Source organism: Exiguobacterium qingdaonense (assembly GCF_018617855.1).
In the GTDB taxonomy this organism is placed as follows: domain Bacteria; phylum Bacillota; class Bacilli; order Exiguobacteriales; family Exiguobacteriaceae; genus Exiguobacterium; species Exiguobacterium qingdaonense.
In genome coordinates, this window is record NZ_JACSKY010000008.1 from 12,618 (window position 1) to 33,186 (window position 20,569).

At 50.5% G+C, this 20,569-nt stretch carries 19 protein-coding genes; 2 read left to right on the top strand and 17 right to left on the bottom strand.

Features of this window, described 5'->3' with window-relative positions:
- The first annotated feature begins 10 nt into the window (after positions 1–10).
- On the top strand, positions 11–2,707 hold the full coding sequence (locus KNP00_RS09800) for an EAL domain-containing protein (protein ID WP_215144682.1): 2,697 nt from the start codon (positions 11–13) through the stop codon (positions 2,705–2,707).
- A gap of 12 nt (positions 2,708–2,719) precedes the next feature.
- Here KNP00_RS09800 and KNP00_RS09805 read toward each other — a convergent pair whose 3' ends face one another.
- Together KNP00_RS09805 and KNP00_RS09810 are read right to left on the bottom strand one after the other, a co-directional pair.
- Complete coding sequence (locus KNP00_RS09805; RefSeq protein ID WP_215144684.1) at positions 2,720–3,448, bottom strand: DUF3784 domain-containing protein; 729 nt, start codon at positions 3,446–3,448, stop codon at positions 2,720–2,722.
- A 92-nt stretch (positions 3,449–3,540) separates the two neighbouring features.
- Positions 3,541–4,782, bottom strand: a complete 1,242-nt coding sequence (locus tag KNP00_RS09810; RefSeq protein WP_215144685.1) for a UDP-glucose dehydrogenase family protein — start codon at positions 4,780–4,782, stop codon at positions 3,541–3,543.
- Positions 4,783–4,907: 125 nt separating this feature from the next.
- On the opposite strand from KNP00_RS09810, the gene KNP00_RS09815 reads away from it, so the two are divergent.
- Positions 4,908–5,147, top strand: coding sequence for a hypothetical protein (locus KNP00_RS09815; protein ID WP_215144687.1), 240 nt, complete (start codon positions 4,908–4,910; stop codon positions 5,145–5,147).
- A gap of 202 nt (positions 5,148–5,349) precedes the next feature.
- Here KNP00_RS09815 and KNP00_RS09820 read toward each other — a convergent pair whose 3' ends face one another.
- From KNP00_RS09820 to KNP00_RS09890, 15 genes are all read right to left on the bottom strand, one after another.
- Positions 5,350–5,808 carry a GNAT family N-acetyltransferase gene (locus tag KNP00_RS09820; protein ID WP_215144689.1) on the bottom strand — a complete coding sequence of 153 codons (459 nt, stop codon included), beginning with the start codon at positions 5,806–5,808 and terminating at the stop codon, positions 5,350–5,352.
- The gene (locus tag KNP00_RS09825) at positions 5,808–6,746 is read right to left on the bottom strand and encodes a glycoside hydrolase family protein (protein WP_215144691.1); all 939 of its coding nucleotides are present in this window, start codon (positions 6,744–6,746) and stop codon (positions 5,808–5,810) included. The genes KNP00_RS09820 and KNP00_RS09825 overlap by 1 nt, the downstream gene beginning before the upstream one ends.
- Positions 6,743–7,717, bottom strand: coding sequence for a glycoside hydrolase family protein (locus KNP00_RS09830; protein ID WP_215144693.1), 975 nt, complete (start codon positions 7,715–7,717; stop codon positions 6,743–6,745). The genes KNP00_RS09825 and KNP00_RS09830 overlap by 4 nt, the downstream gene beginning before the upstream one ends.
- 34 nt (positions 7,718–7,751) lie before the next feature.
- Positions 7,752–8,450, bottom strand: a complete 699-nt coding sequence (locus KNP00_RS09835; RefSeq protein ID WP_338082271.1) for a WbqC family protein — start codon at positions 8,448–8,450, stop codon at positions 7,752–7,754.
- 37 nt (positions 8,451–8,487) lie between these two features.
- Positions 8,488–9,546: a dTDP-glucose 4,6-dehydratase gene (gene rfbB, locus KNP00_RS09840; protein ID WP_215144695.1), complete on the bottom strand. Its 1,059-nt coding sequence runs from the start codon at positions 9,544–9,546 to the stop codon at positions 8,488–8,490.
- Positions 9,452–10,423, bottom strand: a complete 972-nt coding sequence (gene rfbA, locus KNP00_RS09845; protein ID WP_215144882.1) for a glucose-1-phosphate thymidylyltransferase RfbA — start codon at positions 10,421–10,423, stop codon at positions 9,452–9,454. The genes rfbB and rfbA overlap by 95 nt, the downstream gene beginning before the upstream one ends.
- On the bottom strand, positions 10,423–11,538 hold the full coding sequence (locus KNP00_RS09850; protein ID WP_215144696.1) for a DegT/DnrJ/EryC1/StrS family aminotransferase: 1,116 nt from the start codon (positions 11,536–11,538) through the stop codon (positions 10,423–10,425). The genes rfbA and KNP00_RS09850 overlap by 1 nt, the downstream gene beginning before the upstream one ends.
- Before the next feature lie 22 nt (positions 11,539–11,560).
- A complete protein-coding gene (locus KNP00_RS09855) occupies positions 11,561–12,541 on the bottom strand; it encodes a glycosyltransferase family 2 protein (protein ID WP_215144698.1) in 981 nt (326 codons plus the stop codon).
- A gap of 14 nt (positions 12,542–12,555) precedes the next feature.
- Positions 12,556–13,668 carry a polysaccharide biosynthesis C-terminal domain-containing protein gene (locus KNP00_RS09860; protein WP_215144701.1) on the bottom strand — a complete coding sequence of 371 codons (1,113 nt, stop codon included), beginning with the start codon at positions 13,666–13,668 and terminating at the stop codon, positions 12,556–12,558.
- On the bottom strand, positions 13,632–14,888 hold the full coding sequence (locus KNP00_RS09865) for an ATP-grasp domain-containing protein (RefSeq protein ID WP_240542823.1): 1,257 nt from the start codon (positions 14,886–14,888) through the stop codon (positions 13,632–13,634). The genes KNP00_RS09860 and KNP00_RS09865 overlap by 37 nt, the downstream gene beginning before the upstream one ends.
- Positions 14,797–16,032, bottom strand: a complete 1,236-nt coding sequence (locus KNP00_RS09870) for a glycosyltransferase family 4 protein (protein WP_215144703.1) — start codon at positions 16,030–16,032, stop codon at positions 14,797–14,799. The genes KNP00_RS09865 and KNP00_RS09870 overlap by 92 nt, the downstream gene beginning before the upstream one ends.
- A gap of 5 nt (positions 16,033–16,037) precedes the next feature.
- Positions 16,038–17,081 carry a polysaccharide biosynthesis protein gene (locus KNP00_RS09875; protein ID WP_215144705.1) on the bottom strand — a complete coding sequence of 348 codons (1,044 nt, stop codon included), beginning with the start codon at positions 17,079–17,081 and terminating at the stop codon, positions 16,038–16,040.
- 125 nt (positions 17,082–17,206) lie between these two features.
- A complete protein-coding gene (locus KNP00_RS09880; protein ID WP_215144707.1) occupies positions 17,207–17,824 on the bottom strand; it encodes a sugar transferase in 618 nt (205 codons plus the stop codon).
- A 3-nt stretch (positions 17,825–17,827) separates the two neighbouring features.
- A complete protein-coding gene (gene wecB, locus KNP00_RS09885) occupies positions 17,828–18,979 on the bottom strand; it encodes a non-hydrolyzing UDP-N-acetylglucosamine 2-epimerase (RefSeq protein WP_215144709.1) in 1,152 nt (383 codons plus the stop codon).
- Positions 18,980–18,990: 11 nt separating this feature from the next.
- Positions 18,991–20,553 (bottom strand): lipopolysaccharide biosynthesis protein, encoded by a 1,563-nt coding sequence (locus tag KNP00_RS09890; RefSeq protein ID WP_215144711.1) that lies wholly within the window; start codon positions 20,551–20,553, stop codon positions 18,991–18,993.
- Between the last annotated feature and the right edge of the window lie 16 nt (positions 20,554–20,569).

Sequence of the window (20,569 nt, forward strand, 5' to 3'; positions counted from 1 at the left end):
GAGGTGCCGAATGGGCCAACCCCGTTTTGCGAAAGTTCCATACCGAATTTACACGATGGTGCTGGCCATCGCTTGCCTCATCGGTGTGTTGTTGTTCGGACTGGGTACGAGCTTTTATTGGCATGAAAAACGAGATGAGATTGACCGAACGATCGTAAACTTGAATCAGGCAGCAGACTTGGCAGGAGTGGAAGCGTATGTGATCTTATACGAGGCCGCGACCCGTTATGAGAAACAGTCGAGTCAGGCGACATCGTTTCTGTCCACACCTTATCAAGAACGCGCGCTTCATTATAATGAACGATTGCGCAAAGACCTTGAGGCAGGATTGAACGAACGAGAGCGGGACATATTAGACCAATTTTCAGCTAATTTGCCTCGCATCCTCGAAGAGCAGCAATTTGAAGAAATCCCTTCAGACGTCATGAGCTCAATCAATCGCCGATGGCTCTATCAAGCGTTCGAACTAACGAATCAATCGAATGCCACCTACGAGCTGACAGATGCCATCATGCGTGTACAAGCCATGCTCATGCGAAACAATGACGCCTTGTTCCGTGATCCGGTTGACGAGGAACAACTGACCGGCACCGTTGACATGATTGTAGACGAAGCCACCCTCATCCAAACCATCATCCAATCGAATGCTACGTTGCAGACGAAAGCCGTCGTCGATGTGGCAGAGAGTAGTCAATCGTTCGCCAACATGGCAAATCGCGAAGCATCCCTTGAAGCCCGTTACGTCAACTCGACGAACGTCTACGAAGACGCATACGGTGCCCTTCGCTCCATTCGCACCACTTCTGAAGCACGGCTACAAGAAGAGAGTGCTCGCTATCAAACCCTTGCCACCCTATCGTTCTTGACGACGCTCTCCTTGACGATCGGACTGATTTTCCTTCTCTATTACACACGCAATCGCTACAATCACGATTTGGCCCATCTGAAAGCGCGTGCGCTCGCCATCGACCCAAGCTTACAATCGGTCGAAGCGACATTCCCGAAGACACACGATTTCCGAGGCATCGAGGATGAGTTGCGTGAGATTGCCGCAAGCGTTCATTCGACTGTCCACGAGCTCGAAAATCGTTCGCAAGAACTGATCCGTTATCACGAGCGCTGGTCATCCCTCTTTTCTGAGACGGGACTCGCCATCGCACTCATGGATGATGCTTACAACTTGATTGAGCGCAACGAAATGTTCCGTCAATTTTTTGGGGACCGAAACTTGTATGAGATCAATCAGTCGTTCACGGAGACCGGTCGTCGTCTGTTCGAACAAGCGCTTGAAGGTGTGGCCGATCAAGGAACGAGCGCCCAGTTCATCATCCACTTGAAAGGTGAGCATCTTCGTTACTTGAATGTGAAACTGACACCGCTCAAACGTGAAGAGAAGATGACCTACTACTTGATTGTCGAAGATGAGACCGACCGGGTCGAACGGGAGCGAAAAGTCGATCGTCTCGTACGGTTCGACTTGGCGACCAACCTATATAACGAGTATGGCTTTATGCGGAAATGGGAGAATCAAGAGATTGACGGCGCGTTCGTCCTCATTCGACTGCACGACTATCACCACCTCGTCGATTGGTATGACCCGGCATATGCAGACGTGCTCATGATTGAGTTTGCGCGAGCCGTCGAGTCTCGCCTGTCAAAATATGCACAACACCTATTCGGTCGTTATCGGGACGACACCCTCATGCTATATGTCCACGGATTCACGTCCGAAGATGAGCATGAGTTGATCGAACTATTCCCGACAGAACTGATAGTCAATCAAAAACGACAAAACGTGCATATTCAAATCGGTGCGACCGAGGCGAGACAGGGTTACAACGACAGCTTGTTCGAGGCGATGAAGGCGTTGCAACATGCCAAAGAAACGCGTATGCCATCAGTCTGGTACAATTCAGATATTTTGGCCCAAATGCAACTCGCCGCAATGATTGAGCAGGCGCTTCCCGACGCCATTCGAAAAGGTGATTTGGCGGTCGCTTATCAACCGCAAGTCGAGTTGAAAACAGGTCGCGTCGTCGGGGCAGAAGTGCTCGCTCGTTGGACACATCCAGACATCGGAATCATTCCGCCAAATGAGTTCATTCGGATCGCCGAACGCTCTGATCAAATTTTGTGGCTCTCTCACAACATTCTCGACCAAACCATTCATCAACTTGTCGCATGGCAAGGGACAGCGTTTGAAGACATTTCTTTGTCGTTCAACTTGTCGGCCCACTCGGTCGACTCTTCAATCTTGACGAAACTACGGGATTCGATTGAATTGTATCCTTGGTTACCAGATCGATTGAAGATCGAGCTGACCGAATCGTCGGATATCATGTCATATGCGAGCGAGCTTGAACGACTCGAAGACATCGCCGACCTCGGCTACTGCCTCTCGATTGACGACTTTGGGACCGGATATGCCTCATTCGAAGCGATTTGGCATTTGCCGATTCAAGAAGTCAAAATCGACCGGATGTACGTGAGTGGGAAGGCGAAAGAAAGTACGTCCTTCTTACGAGCCGTCTCCCGCTTTGCGAACGAGCAACAACTGACCGCGCTCGCCGAAGGCATCGAGACCGATGACGACTTGTCACGAATGATCCATGAAGGCATTGAACTCGGACAAGGCTTCTACTTCTCACCCGCCCTCGACGCGGCTTCATTCGAATCATGGGTCAACACGAAGGGACACTCGCATTGAGTGTCCCTTTCTTCATCGTGATTGAATCTCTTCATACAATACTCGCGTCGCTTCTTCCGAAGACTGATTCATATAAATCGATTTTTCGGACCAGTTGATTCGGATGACCGGTTCCACGCCCCGGTCGATGTACAAAAGGACCGCCTCGCCTTCCTCTGTCCGAAAGTGCCCGGTCAGACGCGAATCGGTCGCTGCCCCGTTCGTTCGGAGCGCAATCTCAGGCAACGTCGTCCATGTCACGTCTTCCACATCATCGAACGGCACCTCACGACCGTAAACTCCTTCGATGACAATCGCCGAGTCGGTGACGGTCACCTCGGTCGGTTGACTGAACCAGAGGATGAGCCCCGGAACACCGATGAGCAGAACGAGCGATACGATGATGATCGGCAGAAGACGTTTCTTCCCGCCAGGTCTCAATCGTCCTGACTCATCGAAAATATTGCCGTCATATCGTTGCATGCGCCACAGCATGACGACGATGAAGACAAGCAAGATGAGAAAGAACGGTTCGAGCGGCACATCCAAACCGAGTAGATCGATGAGCGCAATGAACAGAAAGAGACCCCCGATCCCATAACACATCCAGGCGACAAGTCGCGCTACCCGTTTGATGTCGACACGTTCTTTTTTTTCTTTAGACATCGTATTGTATCCAGATATCAGATGGTACCAACCTAGTCGATCCACCGCAAAACCTAATCCGATCACGACAAATGCCACAATGATCAGAATCGACATATCCCCACCTCCTTCTTTCATTATACGTCATACGAACGATACATCCATGTCAAACAAAACAGGACCCTCTCTCACGAGGGGTCCTGCATGGTTCAATTTGAAGTCGGGGTATTCGATGGACGCTGCATGCGCCCGATTCCTTCGTACGCCACATCACCCGGATCGCGTGCGAACTTCCACGCATTCCGAGCATCGATCAATCGGCGCTGACGCATTCCGCTGAAAGCGTCAGGTGCCAAGTTCACGATTTCATCCCACTCTGTGACGAGGATGGCACAATCCGCACCTTGTAATGCCTCCTCGACCGAGTTCGCTTGCGGATACTCCCACGATGCAATCGGGTCGTATCCGATGACATCAACCTGTCTGGCGACCATGTGATGTGCGAGCAAAATGGATGGGGCGTCTCGCATATCGTCTGTCCCCGGTTTGAACGCCAAACCGAGAATCGCCACACGCGTGTTCGGTTGAAGGTTCAGTTTTGACAAGACATATTCGATTTGTGTTTCATTCACTTTTGCCGCCGCGCGAATGACACGCAAGTCTACCTCGTTATCATTCGCGACATGAAGAAGGGCGTCCATGTCTTTCGGGAAACATGATCCCCCATATCCGATTCCGGCGTTCAAGAACGACCGTCCGATACGAGGGTCAAGACCCATCCCATCCGCAATCATCGAAATGTCTGCCCCGGCCCGATCTGCCAGACGGGACAAATCATTCATAAAGCTGATCTTCGTAGCCAAGAAGGCGTTCGAGGCATATTTGATGAGTTCTGCGTTAATCGGTGTCGTACAGATGAGCGGGACGCCTAGACGTCCGTATATGCCCGCCAGCTCTTCTGACACTTCAAGATCCATACATCCGATGACGACCCGATGTGGCTTCATGACGTCCGCCAGCGCACGACCTTCTTGTAAAAATTCAGGTACGATCACAAACGTATGAGAAGGATACATGATGTTCAATAAATCTGTCGTGCCTGGCGGGACCGAGCTCCGAATGACGACTTTTTGTTTCGTGTCCAACTCCGAAAGGGCTGCTTCGATATAAGATAAGTCACAGCTTCCATCTGACTTGCTCGGTGTCCCGACCGCAAGAATCAAATAGTCGACTTGCTCCGTATCCTTGATCTGGTCCGTCAGCGTGATTTGATCGGCGTGCTCCTGTAACACCTCTGCCATACCTGGTTCATGAAATGGAGGGTGCCCGCTTATGAGAAGGCGCAGCTTCTCTTCGTCCGCCTCGACACCAATGACGTGATGACCGGCTTTTGCCAATCCACAAAGTGTCGCCAATCCAACGTATCCTAAACCAATAATTCCAAATTTCACATCAGTTCCTCCTTCAATCATCTTTCCTAAGCGTACCGAAACACGCCTCGGAAGTGAAGCTTCTAACACTCTCTCGATGTTCTTTGCTATAATGAGTCAAAATGCTAGGTGAAAGGACAAACCGAATGGGCTTAATCGCTTTCTTCTTGGTGACGATGTTCGTCTATTTTTGGTTTCCGGTCCGGGGGGGACTGAAAACTTTTTTACTCGTATTGATTATGGTGAGCGGGTGGCTCTCGATCTTCGAGCTCGTCTCGATTTTAGAAGCACGCCCTTGGGCGTTCGTGCCCGTGTTGATCGTCATCGCTTCGGTCATTTGGAAAGTACAACGTGACCGAAAAAAACAGATGAAGAAAAGTGTGTGACGCTTCAGTCAGACGCTTTTTCTGTTTATGTCCTATTCGAGAAGGAGGTTGAAACTCCTGCTCAAAACGCAGTTGAATTATGACGACCCCCGTTAAAAATGTGAATACTTGTCACATGTACCTCGATGCGCTTTCAAGAAAAATAAAAATGGAACACATCAAAAAACATGTCTCACTCCAACAGTTCGTTGAGACATGTTCTTCAATATAGTTCATTCTTTCTTTCCTTTGCACTCCTCTTCCCCTCTATGAAATGCTCCATCACGATGTCCCCACCTATGTGACCGACATCCATAAACCCTTGACGGAGATAAAATGCTCTCGCACGTCCATTTGTTGCCTCGACGTTCAAACGAATCCCGCGTTTCCCGGCCTTCCTTACCTCGGCAATCAGCTCGTTTAGGAGTTTCTGCCCACTTCCCCGAGGCGCTTCCGGCAACACACAGATATGGCTAATAAAGGCGACTTCTTGATCCATATACGCAGCAAGCAATCCGACAAGGACATCATCCTGCCAAAGTTCAAACGATGTCGCTCGCTCATGGAGCTTCGTCGCATACGTATGCAAATCAACCCGTTCCGACAACTTCGTCGGAAACAAATGATCACATGCCTCGAGGTGCGACACATAATCGGACACCGTCGCCTTGTCGCGCGTCATCATGTCGCCTCCAAGACGGCAACACCAAAGCCTTCTCTTCCAAATTCGTTCCCGTTATAGAGAAGGTAATGGCGACCGTTCATCTCAAACACATGGGGGTAACATTCCATATGTGCGTCCCAGCCATCATCACTTCGTTCGAACCCTAACGCCATATCATCCCTCGTCCAGTTCACGAGATCGTCCGAATAGGCGTAACCGAGTCGGTACCCACGCATTGGGTCGGTCCGGAATCCGAACGTGTCCCGAAAGCAGAACACCATATGATATCGTCCGTTCGCCTCAAAAACAGTCGGGAGCGCTTGACTCTCATCAGTCATCACGTCCGAGACGACCCTTCCGTGACGTGTGAACGTCTGTCCGTCCTCCGACGTGGCGAGCGCGATCTTGTACGTCCGTTCCGACACCCCATCCGGACCTTCCTTCCACGTCGTGCCATATATATAGAACATATACTGGCGATCCCGGGTGACGACGAACGGGTCGCCTACGAGAAACGGCTCCTCGACGCTTGCTGATAACACCGGTCCATCCCCGAGCCGTTCGAACGTCACCCCATCATCATGACTGACAGACAACCCGATCCCCGTCTCGACCGACACCGAGTCGCGCCGGCTCCACCCACTCGTATACCCGTATAGACCACCATTTGTCCGAGTGACATGAAACGGGAAGATGCCGTGTTCATCAAACGTTCCAAGCTTCCCGAGGGGGATGACCGGGTCTTTTGAGACATCGATCATGTCGAAGTCGTGTGTCATATCGACATATCGGACGTGACTTTTGAACATGTCACCGTCGGGTTCACGCGTAGAAAAATAAATGCGGACAAAATCTTCAAAGACGAGCGCTTGCGGGGATTGGGCGAACGCTGAATAGTCGTTAAAGAACCGATACGACGACGGATCGAAAATGTGCCCGAGCTTTTTCCACTTCATCTCGTCTCCTCCTTCCGTTCCGCAATCCCAAACCCTTCTCGTCCGACTTCATTCCCGAGATAGAGCAAATATCGCTTCCCGTTCAACGTAAACGTGTGTGGATAGGCGACCATCTCATCATCAAACCCCGAGTCAGAGCGGGTGAACTGCATGACTTGGTCGTCCCGCGTCCAATCGCTCAAGTTTGGAGAGGAGGCGTAACCTATGCGATACGTCCGTTCCGGATTTTTCCGATAGTCCGTCGCATCACGATAACAAAAGAACATATGGTACGAACCGTCCTCGTAAAACACGTCCGGACTCGCCTGTGCCTCGTTCGGGAGCACACTATCAATCAAGTCGTGCCCCGCTTTTACCCAGTTCACACCGTCTGTCGATGTGGCGAGACGAATCTTGTAAACCGGTTCGGGACGCTCCCCGTCCATAATCCACTCTCGACCGGCGATATAAAACAAATACCACATGTCTTGGAAGCGGCGAATCTTCGGACCGCTCAAAATGAAGGGCTCATCGAGCGTGTATGACAAGATTGGCCCAGGCCCGACGCGCTCAAACGTGCGCCCCCCGTCCCGGCTGATCGCTTTTCCGATGTTCACATTGAATGGCACCGATACGGTACGCGTCCAGCCTCCATAATAAGCATGTACCTCGTCCCCGACATCGATGACAGAGAAAGGATAGACGCCAAACTCGTCGAACGTCCCACGTGCACCGAGTTCGAGCACGGGGCGCTCACTCACCCGAATAATTGAAAAGTCCTCTTTATCGACATCGACAAACCCACTATAACTCGTGTAACGTCCGTCAATCGGTTGTGGTCGACAACTGAAATAAATTCGTAAATACGTGTCCCGTTCGAGGACACACGGTCCTTGTGCGAATGCGTCCATCCAGTCGAGTGATGCGTCTCGTCTAGGGCTGAACAATAGACGTCGATTGATCCATTCAAATGATGTGTTCAACGTTTTCATGTTGCTCTCCCTTCCCACATTGGATTCCACTTCCTTAGATGAGTGTATACGCGTCCAACAAATCACGCGTCTGTTCTTTCGAATTGAACATCATCACATCGATGATCGACAAGTCTGCCATGAACGGATGATGGTATTGGGGATATTCGATTTGGTTCATTTTAATAAAATCTAGCGGCACACCTGATTTTTCGAACATCTCTTTCTCATATAACGCTTGACCGCCGATCGCGTTTATATAGTGGTCCGTATTCAAGTATCGACAAACCTCCATCACTAAATGTTCTCGTTTCAGCGATTTATCATAGTCGAGTGAGGACGCGACCAAAAGCTTCGTGTCCAGACCAAGATAATCACGTACTTCGACTAGCAGTCTTTCGAGATAGACCGCAACATTCGGCTCCTTATCTTTCATGATCCGTTCAATCATCGGCATGACGTCCTCATAGTATGGAGCGTTTTTGTAAGCGTGGGTCAACAGTCGTAACTGATAACGGTCGTGTGTCGGGTCGATGAGACGATTGTGCTCACAGATTTGACGATGTTGCGTCATATGATCGATCTTCATATGAATGTGCTTCACGTCACCTTCTAACAAGATGCGATTTCGATGAATCCATCCCCGCTTCACAAACTGGACATCATCTAAGATGACGAACGTATCGACCGCATTCATCAATTGGAAGTATCCTAGATAAGGAAAGTAATAAGGTTGCATAATTCCTAGCTTCACGTGTGACACCCCCTTCCAGAAACGTGTACACGCTTTTCTATTCAACAGATGAGTACATATCCCGCTCATACGTCCGGTAAGCACCGGAGACGATTCGTTCAATCCATTCAGGATGAGTCCGATACCACTCAATCGTTTCTTCCAACCCTTGCTCGAATGAGTATCGGGGCACCCATCCTAATTCGTCTTTCATCTTCGTCGCATCGATGGCATAGCGACGGTCGTGCCCTGGTCGATCTTTGACGAAATGGATGCATTCGTCAGAACGGTCAAATGATTGCAAAATCATGCGAACGAGCTCTAAGTTCGTCTTTTCGTTATGTCCTCCAATGTTATAGACTTCTCCTACTCTTCCATTTTGACGAACCAAGTCGATGGCCTCGCAATGGTCCTCGACATGTAACCAGTCTCGAACCTGTCCACCGTCCCCATATACAGGGAGCGATTGATCGGTCATACAGCGATGAACCATGAGTGGGATCAGTTTTTCTGGAAACTGGTACGGGCCGTAATTGTTGCTACATCGTGTGATTTTAATCGGTAACCCGTACGTCTCGTGATAGGACCGGACGAGCAGATCTGACCCTGCTTTCGAGGCAGAGTACGGGCTGTTCGGGGCGAGCGGTGTATGCTCTGTGAAGAGGCCGGTCTCACCGAGCGACCCGTACACCTCATCCGTCGAGACATGAACGAAACAGACATCTTCTCGATACTCCCGGCTGTATTTGTCGTCAGGGTATCGTTTCCAATGACACATTGCCACGTCAAGCAACACTTGCGTCCCGAGAATGTTGGTCGATAGGAACAGCTCCGGTTCAAGTATGCTTCGGTCGACGTGAGATTCTGCTGCGAAATGAACGACATCGTCAATCTCAAAAAGAGTGAACAGTTCATCGATGGCGGGACGGTCACGGATATCTACTTTGCGAAACACGTATAACGGGTCCTGTTCGAACGCCTGAAGATTTTCAAGATTTCCCGCATAGGTCAACGAGTCGACATTAAGAATTCGCGACGTTGGATGTTTTTCCCGCAAGTGTCTTATGAAATTTGAACCGATGAACCCGGCTCCGCCAGTCACTAGGATCGTATGCATGGGTCTGTTCTCCTTCCTCTAGAAGTGAAATCAAGTACTGTCCATAATCTGTCATCTTGAGCGTCTGACCGATATCGGCCAACTCGTCCCGCGTGATGAAGCCACGTCGCCACGCGATCTCTTCTAAACAAGCGATATAATAACCTTGTCGTTCCTGTACCGTCTGAACGAAAATCGATGCTTTGATCATCCCTTCCGGTGTCCCTGTATCGAGCCATGCCATCCCACGGCCGAAGAGGACGACGTTCAACTCCCCTCGTTCGAGATACATTTGATTGATGGACGTGATTTCGAGCTCACCACGTGGAGAGGGTTCGACTCGTTTGGCGAACTCGACGACCTGATTGTCGTAAAAGTAAAGACCGGGCACCGCGTAGTTTGATTTCGGGACGGCCGGTTTTTCTTCGATAGATAGGACGCGGTGATTTGAATCGAACTCGACAACGCCGAATGCACGAGGGTCCTTGACTGGGTAACCAAACACCGTCGCGCCCGACTGCCGCGCCTTTGCATCTTGTAAAAAGCTCGTCAAGTTCGGTCCATAGAAGACATTATCTCCGAGAATGAGACAAACCGAATCGTCACCGATGAACGACTCCCCCAAAATGAAGGCGTCCGCAAGACCGACCGGCCGCTCCTGCACTTGATACGTGATTGAGATTCCGAGTTGGTGTCCGTCACCGAACAGTCGCTCGTATCCAGATATATCTTTTGGCGTCGAGATGAGCAAGATCTCTTTGATGCCGGCGAGCATGAGGACAGACATCGGATAATAGATGAGGGGCTTATCATAAATCGGCAACAGCTGTTTCGAGACTGCTTTCGTCATCGGGTAGAGACGCGTCCCGTTCCCACCCGCTAAAATGATTCCTTTCATCATTCATTCCCTCCTTCAAGAATTACGTCACACACACGGTCGACCATCTCCATCGTCATGTCCGGATATAGAGGTAACGTGATCACCCGATCCGAGACATAGGTTGCGTTCGGTACGATTGCATCGAAAGTGTAGCAGTCAAAATCCGTCACGAGTGGATAAAAGTACTTGCGAGCGAGTATCCCATTCTGTGCCAACGTCTCCATCATCCGATCGCGCCCACCCCGCCCTGACATGACGAGCACCGGATAGTACGCATAGTTGGAAGTAGTCTGTTCATTCCGGATGTTCAACCGAAGAAACGGGGCGTCACGCAATCGTTCATCGTAACGTTCGACGAGACGCCTTCGCTTATCGATCTCGATATCGATTCGTGCGAGGTTGCACCGTCCCATCGCCGCCTGAAACTCGTTCATCTTTGCATTTCCGCCGACGGATTCGACTGTTTCTGGACCCGTGATCCCAAAGTTGACCGCTTGATGAATCGCATGGACGAAACGGTCATCCTGAAACGTCAACGCCCCGCCTTCGATTGTATGAAAGACCTTCGTCGCATGAAAACTGAACATCGTGAGGTCCCCGAATGTTGCGATGTCACGCCCGTCGTGACGAACGCCGAACGCGTGGGCCGCATCGTATAGGACATGAAGACCGTATCGCTTGGCGATTCGCTCAATCGCCTCTACATCACAGACGTTGCCATACACATGAACAGGCAGGATGGCGCTCGTCCGTTCGGTGATTAACGCCTCGATCTGATTCACATCGATCGTATAGTCGATCGGATTGATGTCACAAAAGACGGGCGTGAGCTGTTTTCGGAGAAGTGCGTGCGTCGTCGAGGCAAACGTGAACGGGGTCGTGATCACTTCCCCTGTCAAACCGAGCACGTCAATCGCCGTCTCGAGCGCTAAATGTCCGTTCGTCAATAAAGAGACATGTGGGACGTGGAGTCGTTGTTCTAATTCTTCTTCTAACGCACGTACGTGTTCACCTCGGTTGCTTAAGTGACGTGATTCCCAAAGCGGTCGGATCATGTCGACATACGTCTCAAACTCGGGCATACTCGGCCTCGTGACAGGAATCATTGCATTCTCTACGTTTGACCCACTCATGATGGTTTCACCCCTTTTATAGTTAAGCGAGTGTGCGACTTCGCATTTTGATCAACCATTCCGTCACCTGTGGTTGCTTGACCATCAAGTAAGGGCGAATCCGATCCATCCCGATGAAACGATCGATATATCGTTCGTAGCGAGGAGACCGTAACGATTCGTAGTCTTGCTTCAATCGATGTAACCCGACTTCAAAAGAAATACGGGACAGCTCCAATGGTTCGTTGTACTTTCCTTCCGTATACGTATCGAACAAGTCGATGAAGTGAATAAAGTCTTCGTGACGCTTCACATCACGTTCTACATCCCCTTCATTCCAAAGCGTCGTCGCCGACCCGCCCACTCCATATCGATATACACTCATCACTTCCGGCATGTAATAGGCATATCCTTGACTGGCCATATACAGTTTGACCGATGCGTCTGGTGCCGGTGTCTTACTGATCCATTCCGGTGCCTCGACAAGGAATCCATTTTTATACATCATTGACATCGTCGGAATGAACCCGAGTAGTTGTAACTCCCCCGCATCGTACGTTCGGGCAACGGGTGATGCGAGCTTTCGATTTTCCGGCATCCATGGGATGACATGCCATCCTGTATGAAGTTGTCCGTCTGTTTCGACATATGCGTCATGAAAACAAAGCGTACAATCCGGATGAGCCTCCATGTAATCGACTTGTTTTTGCAACTTGTGTGGGTCGGTCCAATAGTCATCCCCATCACATAGGGCGACGTACTTTCCAGTTGCACGTTCCTCATTTAAACGGCTAACGAATACACCTTTTGAATACTGATTCTCTGTTTGATAGATGACGTTGAACTTCTCCGGATACTTCCTCTCGTACTCTCGCACGATCTCGGCCGTACGATCTGTCGATGCATCATCGTGAATGAGAATCTCGATGTCGAAGTCAGTCTGTTGTTTCAAAAACCCTTCGATTGTTTCAGCGATATACGCCTCGTGATTGTATGTGATGCAGTTGATGCTCACCATGACCATGAGAAAACCCTCCTTTATGAGACTTCTGTGTCTTCGGTAACGGTCGCCATGTACGTGTCCGGTCGACTCGCATCAAACGGCTCGTTCACCCACATGATCGTCACCATGTCTTTTGAACCTGTATTTTCAATATGATGGACATAACCAGGCGGGATATCGACGACTTCAAGTCGTTCTTCGCTGACATGAAATGAAAGGGTCTGATCGCCGTCCATCGTCCGAAGTCGAATGACACCTTCCCCACTTACGACGATGAACTGCTCATGTTTTGATTCGTGCCAATGTTCTCCCTTCGTGATACCTGGTTTCGCTACGTTTACCGACACTTGACCACGATCGGGTGTCTTGAAAAGCTCCGTAAACGACCCTCGCATGTCTTGATGCGTCGTGAGCGGGGTCACCATCTTTTCTCTCGGTAAGTAACTCAAATAAGTGCTATACAATTTTTTGATGAATGGGTCGGACACATCGGGTATGCCTCTCGCCGCGCGGACGACATTAAACGATTCAATCGTTCGGACGAGGTCGAACAGGGTGACTTGATGGGTCGGTACTTCGGGGTCGACCTGTCCTTCTCGGTCGAGTGTCTCTAAAAAGGAGGCGACGACGTCGTCGATATGAGCGAGCGTCAACACGCGGTCGGGATGTGTGATGGTGACCTCTTCCCCTCGTGCGATCTGATAACAAAATGTGGTGACGGCACTATTATAAAAAGGACGCCCCCACTTCCCAAACAAGTTCGGGAGCCGATAGATGTAGACCGCGGCACCACTCCGTTTTTCGTATAGACGCAAGATGTCTTCGGCGGCCCGTTTGCTATTGCCGTAAGGATGATTCTCGGTCGCTTGAATCGAGGAGGCAAAGATGATGGGGACCGGATTATACGAGAGTAACTCGGTCGCGACCACTTCGGTCAAATCGACATTGCCTTCAGTGAACTCCTCCAATCGCTCCGGACGGTTCACCCCTGCCAAATGAAAGACGATGTCCGCCCGACGGATTGATTCACTCCGTTCGATAGGAGATGTCGAGCGGGTGATCGGGAGAACGTGATGCCCGTTCCGTTCTAATGCATGTACGACATGTCTTCCTAAAAAACCGTTCGCACCGGTGACGACGATGTCCATGTGGTTTCCTCCTCTACATCGTTTGGTGTGATTTGAAGGGTTATCCATCGTTCCGGCTCGTTCAAGAGTCGAGTCATCGCCTCCACATCCTTGAACCGAAGAATCAAACTGCCGAGTGCCCGGTTCGCTCCTTCAAAGCGAGGGACGGTCGCCCCAATCTCATAGCGTAAAAAAGATTGCATAATCGAATAATCATCATGTATATAACGGATACCCATGAACCGTCCCTCTTGTTGACTTCCTAAAATGAAGTAAGCGGACGGTACTTTGACCGGCTCCATGACAAGTGCGACCGGTCGATTCAACGCCATATCAATCGTGGCCTGCACCAAATCGACGCCTGTTGCCTGTTCAATGATTTGCGGAATGTAGTTGCCCCCGTTTCGTGGACCGATATCCATCAAATAAACTTCCTCACCTTTCACGAAGATATCAAAGTTTAGCGGTCCGTTCCGAAGTCCGACCCGCGCGATCATTCGCTGTAATGTGTCATGAACTCGGTCGAGTACGTCTGCGGGATGCAGACTCGGGAAACTGGCGCTGACCGGGGCAAAGGGATTCACCCCCCGTTCGTTGAAATGGCTGTTTCCGAAACAACGAAAGACGAGTTGGCCGTCTACGATAAACCCGTCTCCGGCGACTTGGTAACCGTCTCGACGGATGAACTCTTCCACGACGACTTCATCTCCGAACGACGTCTCGAGTGCGGCGGACACTTGTTGGCGAAGCCGGTCTGCCCCCTCCTCAACCTGCCATTTACTAATCCCTTTACTACCTGAGGCATCCGCAGGTTTGATGACGAACTCTCCTTTGACGTCTCGTAACGCGGTCACGGCCGATTCGACATCCGTGAACGCATACGTTTTCGGGACCGGGAAGTCATGATCGCGTAAAAATGTTCGAAATTTCGCTTTATTCGTCAACGTCTCGACCGCATGAAGCGGATTTCCGTTCAATCCAAGTGCCTCTCCGACATAGGCTGCAGTCCGGGCGGCCGGATCTGATGCGTACGCCAACACCCCGTCGATGTGTTCTAACCTTGCGATGTCGAGCACACGCTCTCGGTCGAGGGAGCTGATGCAATAATAACGGTCCGCCACTTCGCGCCCGGGATTGTCTGGTAAGTAATCACAAAGGATTGTGAAAATCCCCTGTTCTTTTGCTTTTTGGATGACGGGGATTTGATGCATCGCCCCTCCGAGCAACATGAGCTTCAGCATGATGAGCGTCTCCTTTACGAGTGAGTGGTTGAACGAGGTCCGCATAGACTTTCGCGGTATTTTCGTTTAAGCGGTGTGAGACATACTGTTTCGAGAGTCGACCATGGTCGGTCAACCGTTCGGGGTCATCCACATACCGTCTGACTTGTGCGGCCAAAGCCGATGCCGTCGGTTCGCATTTGTAACAGTTGATTCCTTCATGGAGATGACGGTCGACGTTATCGACCTCGTGACTCACGACGATCCCCATCCCGGAAGCACATGCCTCGATGATGGTCAGATTTCCGTTCGAATAGGTCGCCGGCAGAACCAAAATATCGGATGTATGATACACGCGATGCAGGTCCTCCCATGACTGGATGTCATCGAGAAACGTGACATCTTGTACGTCATGGTCTTCGATGTAACGTCGACACGCTTCTGCCAAATGACCTTCTTGATTCATCGAAAGCGAGAGATGTGGATATTCTTCCTTTAACCTGCTATACGCCTCGAGTGCGACGAGTGGTTGGTATCGTTCAATCAATCGGTTGGCAAACAGCAATCGAATCGGGTCCCCTCGTCTCTTCTGTCGAAGCGGATGCTGCATGTGCGCTTCAATATCGATCGGGTAAGGGACACTGACGACTTGTCGCTCGAGGAAACCGAACTCTTCGATGAACTGCTTCCGGGCGACATTTCCCATCCCAAACAATAAGTCCGCTCGTTTGAACAATCGATAGATCCCGTTCGTTTTGCGTGGCGCATCCGCTTTAGACAACAACACGGACTCTCCACAATCTTCACTAGTGACGTTTCGAATCGGTTCGCTCATCACGACGACCCGGATCCCGAACCATTTGGCGATATGCAAGATGATCGCGTGGAATGGTGTGAATCCCGCCAATAACAGCACGTCCGGTCGAAACCGTATGAGTTGGGTCAAGACGTCGAACGAGAAGTAGTTTGTCCGTCTCGAATAGATGGTGTGTCGCATGACCCGACAGCGTGACCCGAGCGGGACTTTCCACCAGGCCGGTCGCCGATCGGTCAATCGTTCATAAAACCAAAACTCAGCATCGAAGTGCGTCTGTAGCGACTCACAAAACTTGACTTGATAAGGAGCGGCGATATTAGATAAAAAGACGAGTCGTTGTTTTGTCATCTCCGTCACCCGATCCGTTTAGCAGAAGTGGGGACTGTCCAGTTCGACAACTCGTGTTGGATGTACGGTAATTTCAATAAGAGCTCTTTCACTTCTTCCACATCGAGTTGTCTCGTGTTGTTCGAATTGTACTCCCCTTGTGCCGTCAACTCTTTACTTCCTTCGCTGAAATACTTGTCATAGTTCAAATCACGGTTATCCGCCGGGACACGGAAGAATCCACCCATATCTTCAGATACGACGTTTTCTTCTCGTGTCATCAATGTCTCGAACGCCTTCTCACCATGACGGGTACCGATGACTTTGGTCGGAAGGTCGACACCAAACAACTGCTTCAACGCCTCGGCGAGCACGCCGATTGTCGAGGCCGGTGATTTTTGAACCATGATATCTCCGGCGTGGGCGTGGTGAAAGGCGAAGACGACGAGTTCGACCGCATCGGCCAGACTCATTAAGAATCGGGTCATGAGCGGGTCGGTGACGGTGAGTGGTTCACCTTTTTTGATTTGTTCGACGAACAGCGGGATGACCGACCCTCGGGATGCCATGACGTTCCCGTAACGCGTCCCACAGATGAGCGTCCGATTCGGACCGACCGCACGTGCTTTGGCGACGAACACTTTTTCCATCATCGCCTTCGAGATCCCCATCGCATTGATCGGATAGGCCGCCTTGTCCGTCGAAAGACAAATCACTTTTTCGACGCCCGCTTCGATGGCCGCGTTCAGTACGTTCTCTGTACCGAGTATGTTCGTTTTGACCGCCTCAATCGGAAAAAATTCGCATGAAGGGACTTGCTTCAACGCCGCCGCGTGAAAGACGTAATCCACGCCATACATGGCATTTTTGACACTGTTCGGGTCACGCACGTCACCGATGTAAAACTTCAACTTATCGTGGTGATAACGATTGCGGATATCTTCCTGTTTTTTTTCATCACGTGAGAAGATGCGAATCTCTTTGATGTCCGTATCGAGAAATCGTTCCATCACGGCGTTCCCGAACGATCCGGTACCGCCCGTAATGAGTAATGTTTTGTCGGAAAACATAAGGAGGCTCCTTTCTGCGCTGTCTATTCATTGGTGTAGGAGTTGGGTATGTCATCATTTACCCGTCTCGTCCTGATTGAATTGGTAACTTAATGGAAACCATTATCATTTTTTCGCAACATGCATCATCTTCTTTTTTCAGTAGGTCGGGGCGTCGGATGCGTCCCTTCGACGATCCCTTCCCGGAGAATCACGTTTCGGATGGTCAGGGCGATGCAGCGCATGTCGAACCAAAAGCTCATCTGTCGCACGTATTCCCCGTCGAGTTTTGCTTTCACCTCGATCGGGAGCTCATCGCGTCCCTTCACCTGTGCCCACCCCGTCAATCCAGGCAGCGCTTCTGTCGCCCCCACTTGCCGCCGCGCCTCGACCAAATCGTCTTGATTCCAAAGCGCCGGTCTCGGTCCGACGATGGCCATCTCTCCTTTTAAAATGTTCACGAGCTGTGGCAATTCATCGAGGCTCGTCTTTCGCAGAAACGCTCCGATACGCGTGATATGTTTCGTAGAATCGTTAAACAGGTGTGTTGGAACATCGTTCGGTGTGTCTTGGTGCATCGTGCGAAACTTATACATCCAAAATCGCTTCTCTTTCTCGCCGATCCGCTCTTGTTTGAAAAAGACCGGCCCTTTCGAATCCAACTTGATTAAACATGCGATTAACAGAAAGAATGGTGCGAGAAGAAGAAGGGCCGACCCGCTAAGTGTGGTGTCAAAGATGCGCTTGAACGTTTCATAGCTCATCTGTCACACCTCCTTTTTTTCGGTCGGCATCCCGTCTCGTTTCCACACTTCCCGCATGACGTAATCCGTGTAGGACAACAAGATGCGCAACACTTTATCCGAGACGTTCGGCATCGCGTAATCGTTCACGAGTCGCATCGGCCCCTCTGTCTCCTCTAAGATACGTAGCGCCTGTAGCACTCGATCTTGTTTCAATCCGACCATCATCGCCGTCCCTTCTTCCATCGCCTCCGGACGTTCGTGCGCTTGGCGGATATTCAGTCCTTTTATGCCGAGAATCGAACTCTCCTCGCTGATTGTTCCGCTGTCCGAGAGCACCGCCTTCGCATGAATCTGCAAGTGAACGTAGTCGTTAAATCCGAGTGGCTTGAGCGTACGGATGTTCGGGTGAAGCGTCACCCCGCTCTCCCGAATCCGCTTTGCCGTCCGTGGATGGGTGCTGACGATGATCGGCAGTTGATAGGTCGACGCGACCGCATTGAGCGTATCGACCAAATCGAAGAAGTTCACGTCGTCGCTTATGTTCTCATCGCGATGGGCCGACACGACGAAGTATGTCCCCCGTTCAAGATCAAGTCGCTCAAGTATGTCCGACCGCTCAATCTTTTCACGCTGTCGATGCAACACTTCATACATCGGACTCCCTGTTTTGATGATGCGGTCTGACGGCAACCCTTCACGAAGAAGGTATTCGCGGGCGATGTCGCTATAGGTGAGATTGATGTCCGCGATATGGTCGACGATGCGTCGATTCGTCTCTTCCGGGACGCGTTCGTCAAAACATCGATTCCCTGCTTCCATGTGGAAAATCGGGATGCGATGCCGCTTTGCGGCGATCGCTGCGAGACAGCTGTTCGTATCTCCAAGCAGTAACACCGCATCCGGTCGTTCTGTCGCTAAAATAGGGTCGACTGCGATAAGGATGTTGCCAATCGTCGCCGTCGGACCGTCTGCGGACGCGTCTAAAATATAATCCGGTGTACGTAGTCCGAAATCTTCGAAGAATATCTCGTTTAATTCGTAGTCATAGTTTTGTCCCGTATGAACGAGAACATGATCAATCGCCTCCGATGTTTCGAGTCGTGCCATCACCGCAGATAATCGAATGATCTCTGGGCGTGTCCCTACAATCGTCATGACTTTGAGTCGTTTCATGTCATTCCCTCCTAGGATGTGTGGTGTATGGAAAGGATACGTAGTTTCAGTTGGGCGAACACTTGACGGAACATGGCTTTTTCCGTCTTGTTAAACGCAAGATTCCACATGATCAGCGCATACATACAAATTAGAAGAAGTCCCTTCGTACAGAAACCGAACCAGTTCGATGCGGGAAAGAAGAATTGAATCCCCCAGCCGATGAACGTGTAAAGGAGTAACCCGGGTAACAGTTTCAGGTGACACATCCGGAAAAAATGAAGGATATCGAGTCCGAGCACTCGGTGATAAATGATGTTCATATAAAGGACGAGTCCGATGACGTTGCCTATACAGATGGCAATGGCAGCACCGATCGGTCCGTAATATGGAATTAAAATCGGGGATAATGTCATGCTGATCAACGCTACGATGAGGGAAGCGATCGCCCGATACTTCACCTTGTTTTCAGCGATGAGTGTCGTATTGCCAATGTCTTGCGTCAATGTGATAAGACTCGGGACGATCAGCAACAACGCGATGACGTAAGAATCTTCAAATGCCGGACCGACCCATAAATCCATAAATTCCCGACCGAGGACTAAAAAAGTAGTGAGAATCAACCCGACGATATAGAGCTGGATTCGACCGATGCGAATGAACAGCTCCCCGATTGCCGCCCGGTCGTTTCGCGACAACATCCGACTCACTTTCGGTAGAAATAAAAAGCCGAGAGCCGAGGCGATCGTCCACACGTAACCTTCGATGACCATTCCGATTGAGAAGAGCGCGATGGAGGCGCTACCGGCTAAAATCCCTAATAGACTCGGTGTGATGTTGAGAACGAAACGCTGTGCCACCAGCGTGACCGTACTCCAAGACGTGAAACTGAAAATGTCTTTATACATCCCCTTCTCCCGATTTCGAAAATGGGCTCGGACGAGTGTTTTCCGACGGATGAATAGGTACTCGATCAAGAGGACGACTGTTCCGACGAGAGCATTGACGACGACGAGCGCATACAGTCCATATCCGAGTAGGAGTGCGGTGACCATCAAGGCGACCGTAGCTACTTTTTCAGCAAGGTGAAGCGCACTCGAGAAAAGGAACTGTTCATGGGACACGAGAATCCCGGAGAACGGCTTTGTCGGGAAGGAGATGACGATAAAGAGTCCTGCCACGATATAGAGCACTTTCAACTGCTCAAGCTCGGTCGAAGTCAAACCCGCATAAATCGAGTCGAGAAAGAAGTAGACGGTTGTGAGGATGAAGAACAAGATGATTGAGATGGCGATGAACAGCTTATACGCGATGCCTAAGAAGCGAGCTGCCCGCTCATGATCTCCTTCAGCTATATATTTACTCATGAATCGTGATACGGCTGCGTCGAGCCCGAAGTCCATCGCGAACATACTGATGAGAGAGATCGTCAACATGTATAACCCGTAACTCGCTTGCCCGATCTCATGAATCATCCATGGCGTGTAGATGAGCCCGGACAAGATCCCGAAAAAGATTTGCGTATACGACATGAGCGCTCCCATTTTGATTTTTCGATTGCTGCTCGCTTCATCGACCGTCATACGTGTGGACACCTCTCCCACCTCCTCG

What these genes read in the sequence shown, in the direction of transcription:
- KNP00_RS09875 (WP_215144705.1), bottom strand. Translation starts at nt 17,081, where the DNA reads ATGTTTTCCGACAAAACATTACTCATTACGGGCGGTACCGGATCGTTC.
- KNP00_RS09825 (WP_215144691.1), bottom strand. Translation starts at nt 6,746, where the DNA reads ATGAAGTGGAAAAAGCTCGGGCACATTTTCGATCCGTCGTCGTATCGG.
- KNP00_RS09850 (WP_215144696.1), bottom strand. Translation starts at nt 11,538, where the DNA reads ATGAGTGGGTCAAACGTAGAGAATGCAATGATTCCTGTCACGAGGCCG.
- KNP00_RS09855 (WP_215144698.1), bottom strand. Translation starts at nt 12,541, where the DNA reads ATGGTCATGGTGAGCATCAACTGCATCACATACAATCACGAGGCGTAT.
- KNP00_RS09860 (WP_215144701.1), bottom strand. Translation starts at nt 13,668, where the DNA reads ATGGACATCGTCGTCACCGGTGCGAACGGTTTTTTAGGAAGACATGTC.
- wecB (WP_215144709.1), bottom strand. Translation starts at nt 18,979, where the DNA reads ATGAAACGACTCAAAGTCATGACGATTGTAGGGACACGCCCAGAGATC.
- KNP00_RS09820 (WP_215144689.1), bottom strand. Translation starts at nt 5,808, where the DNA reads ATGACGCGCGACAAGGCGACGGTGTCCGATTATGTGTCGCACCTCGAG.
- KNP00_RS09865 (WP_240542823.1), bottom strand. Translation starts at nt 14,888, where the DNA reads ATGCTGAAGCTCATGTTGCTCGGAGGGGCGATGCATCAAATCCCCGTC.
- KNP00_RS09815 (WP_215144687.1), top strand. Translation starts at nt 4,908, where the DNA reads ATGGGCTTAATCGCTTTCTTCTTGGTGACGATGTTCGTCTATTTTTGG.
- KNP00_RS09830 (WP_215144693.1), bottom strand. Translation starts at nt 7,717, where the DNA reads ATGAAAACGTTGAACACATCATTTGAATGGATCAATCGACGTCTATTG.
- KNP00_RS09805 (WP_215144684.1), bottom strand. Translation starts at nt 3,448, where the DNA reads ATGTCGATTCTGATCATTGTGGCATTTGTCGTGATCGGATTAGGTTTT.
- KNP00_RS09800 (WP_215144682.1), top strand. Translation starts at nt 11, where the DNA reads ATGGGCCAACCCCGTTTTGCGAAAGTTCCATACCGAATTTACACGATG.
- rfbB (WP_215144695.1), bottom strand. Translation starts at nt 9,546, where the DNA reads ATGCATACGATCCTAGTGACTGGCGGAGCCGGGTTCATCGGTTCAAAT.
- rfbA (WP_215144882.1), bottom strand. Translation starts at nt 10,423, where the DNA reads ATGAAAGGAATCATTTTAGCGGGTGGGAACGGGACGCGTCTCTACCCG.
- KNP00_RS09880 (WP_215144707.1), bottom strand. Translation starts at nt 17,824, where the DNA reads ATGAGCTATGAAACGTTCAAGCGCATCTTTGACACCACACTTAGCGGG.
- KNP00_RS09870 (WP_215144703.1), bottom strand. Translation starts at nt 16,032, where the DNA reads ATGACAAAACAACGACTCGTCTTTTTATCTAATATCGCCGCTCCTTAT.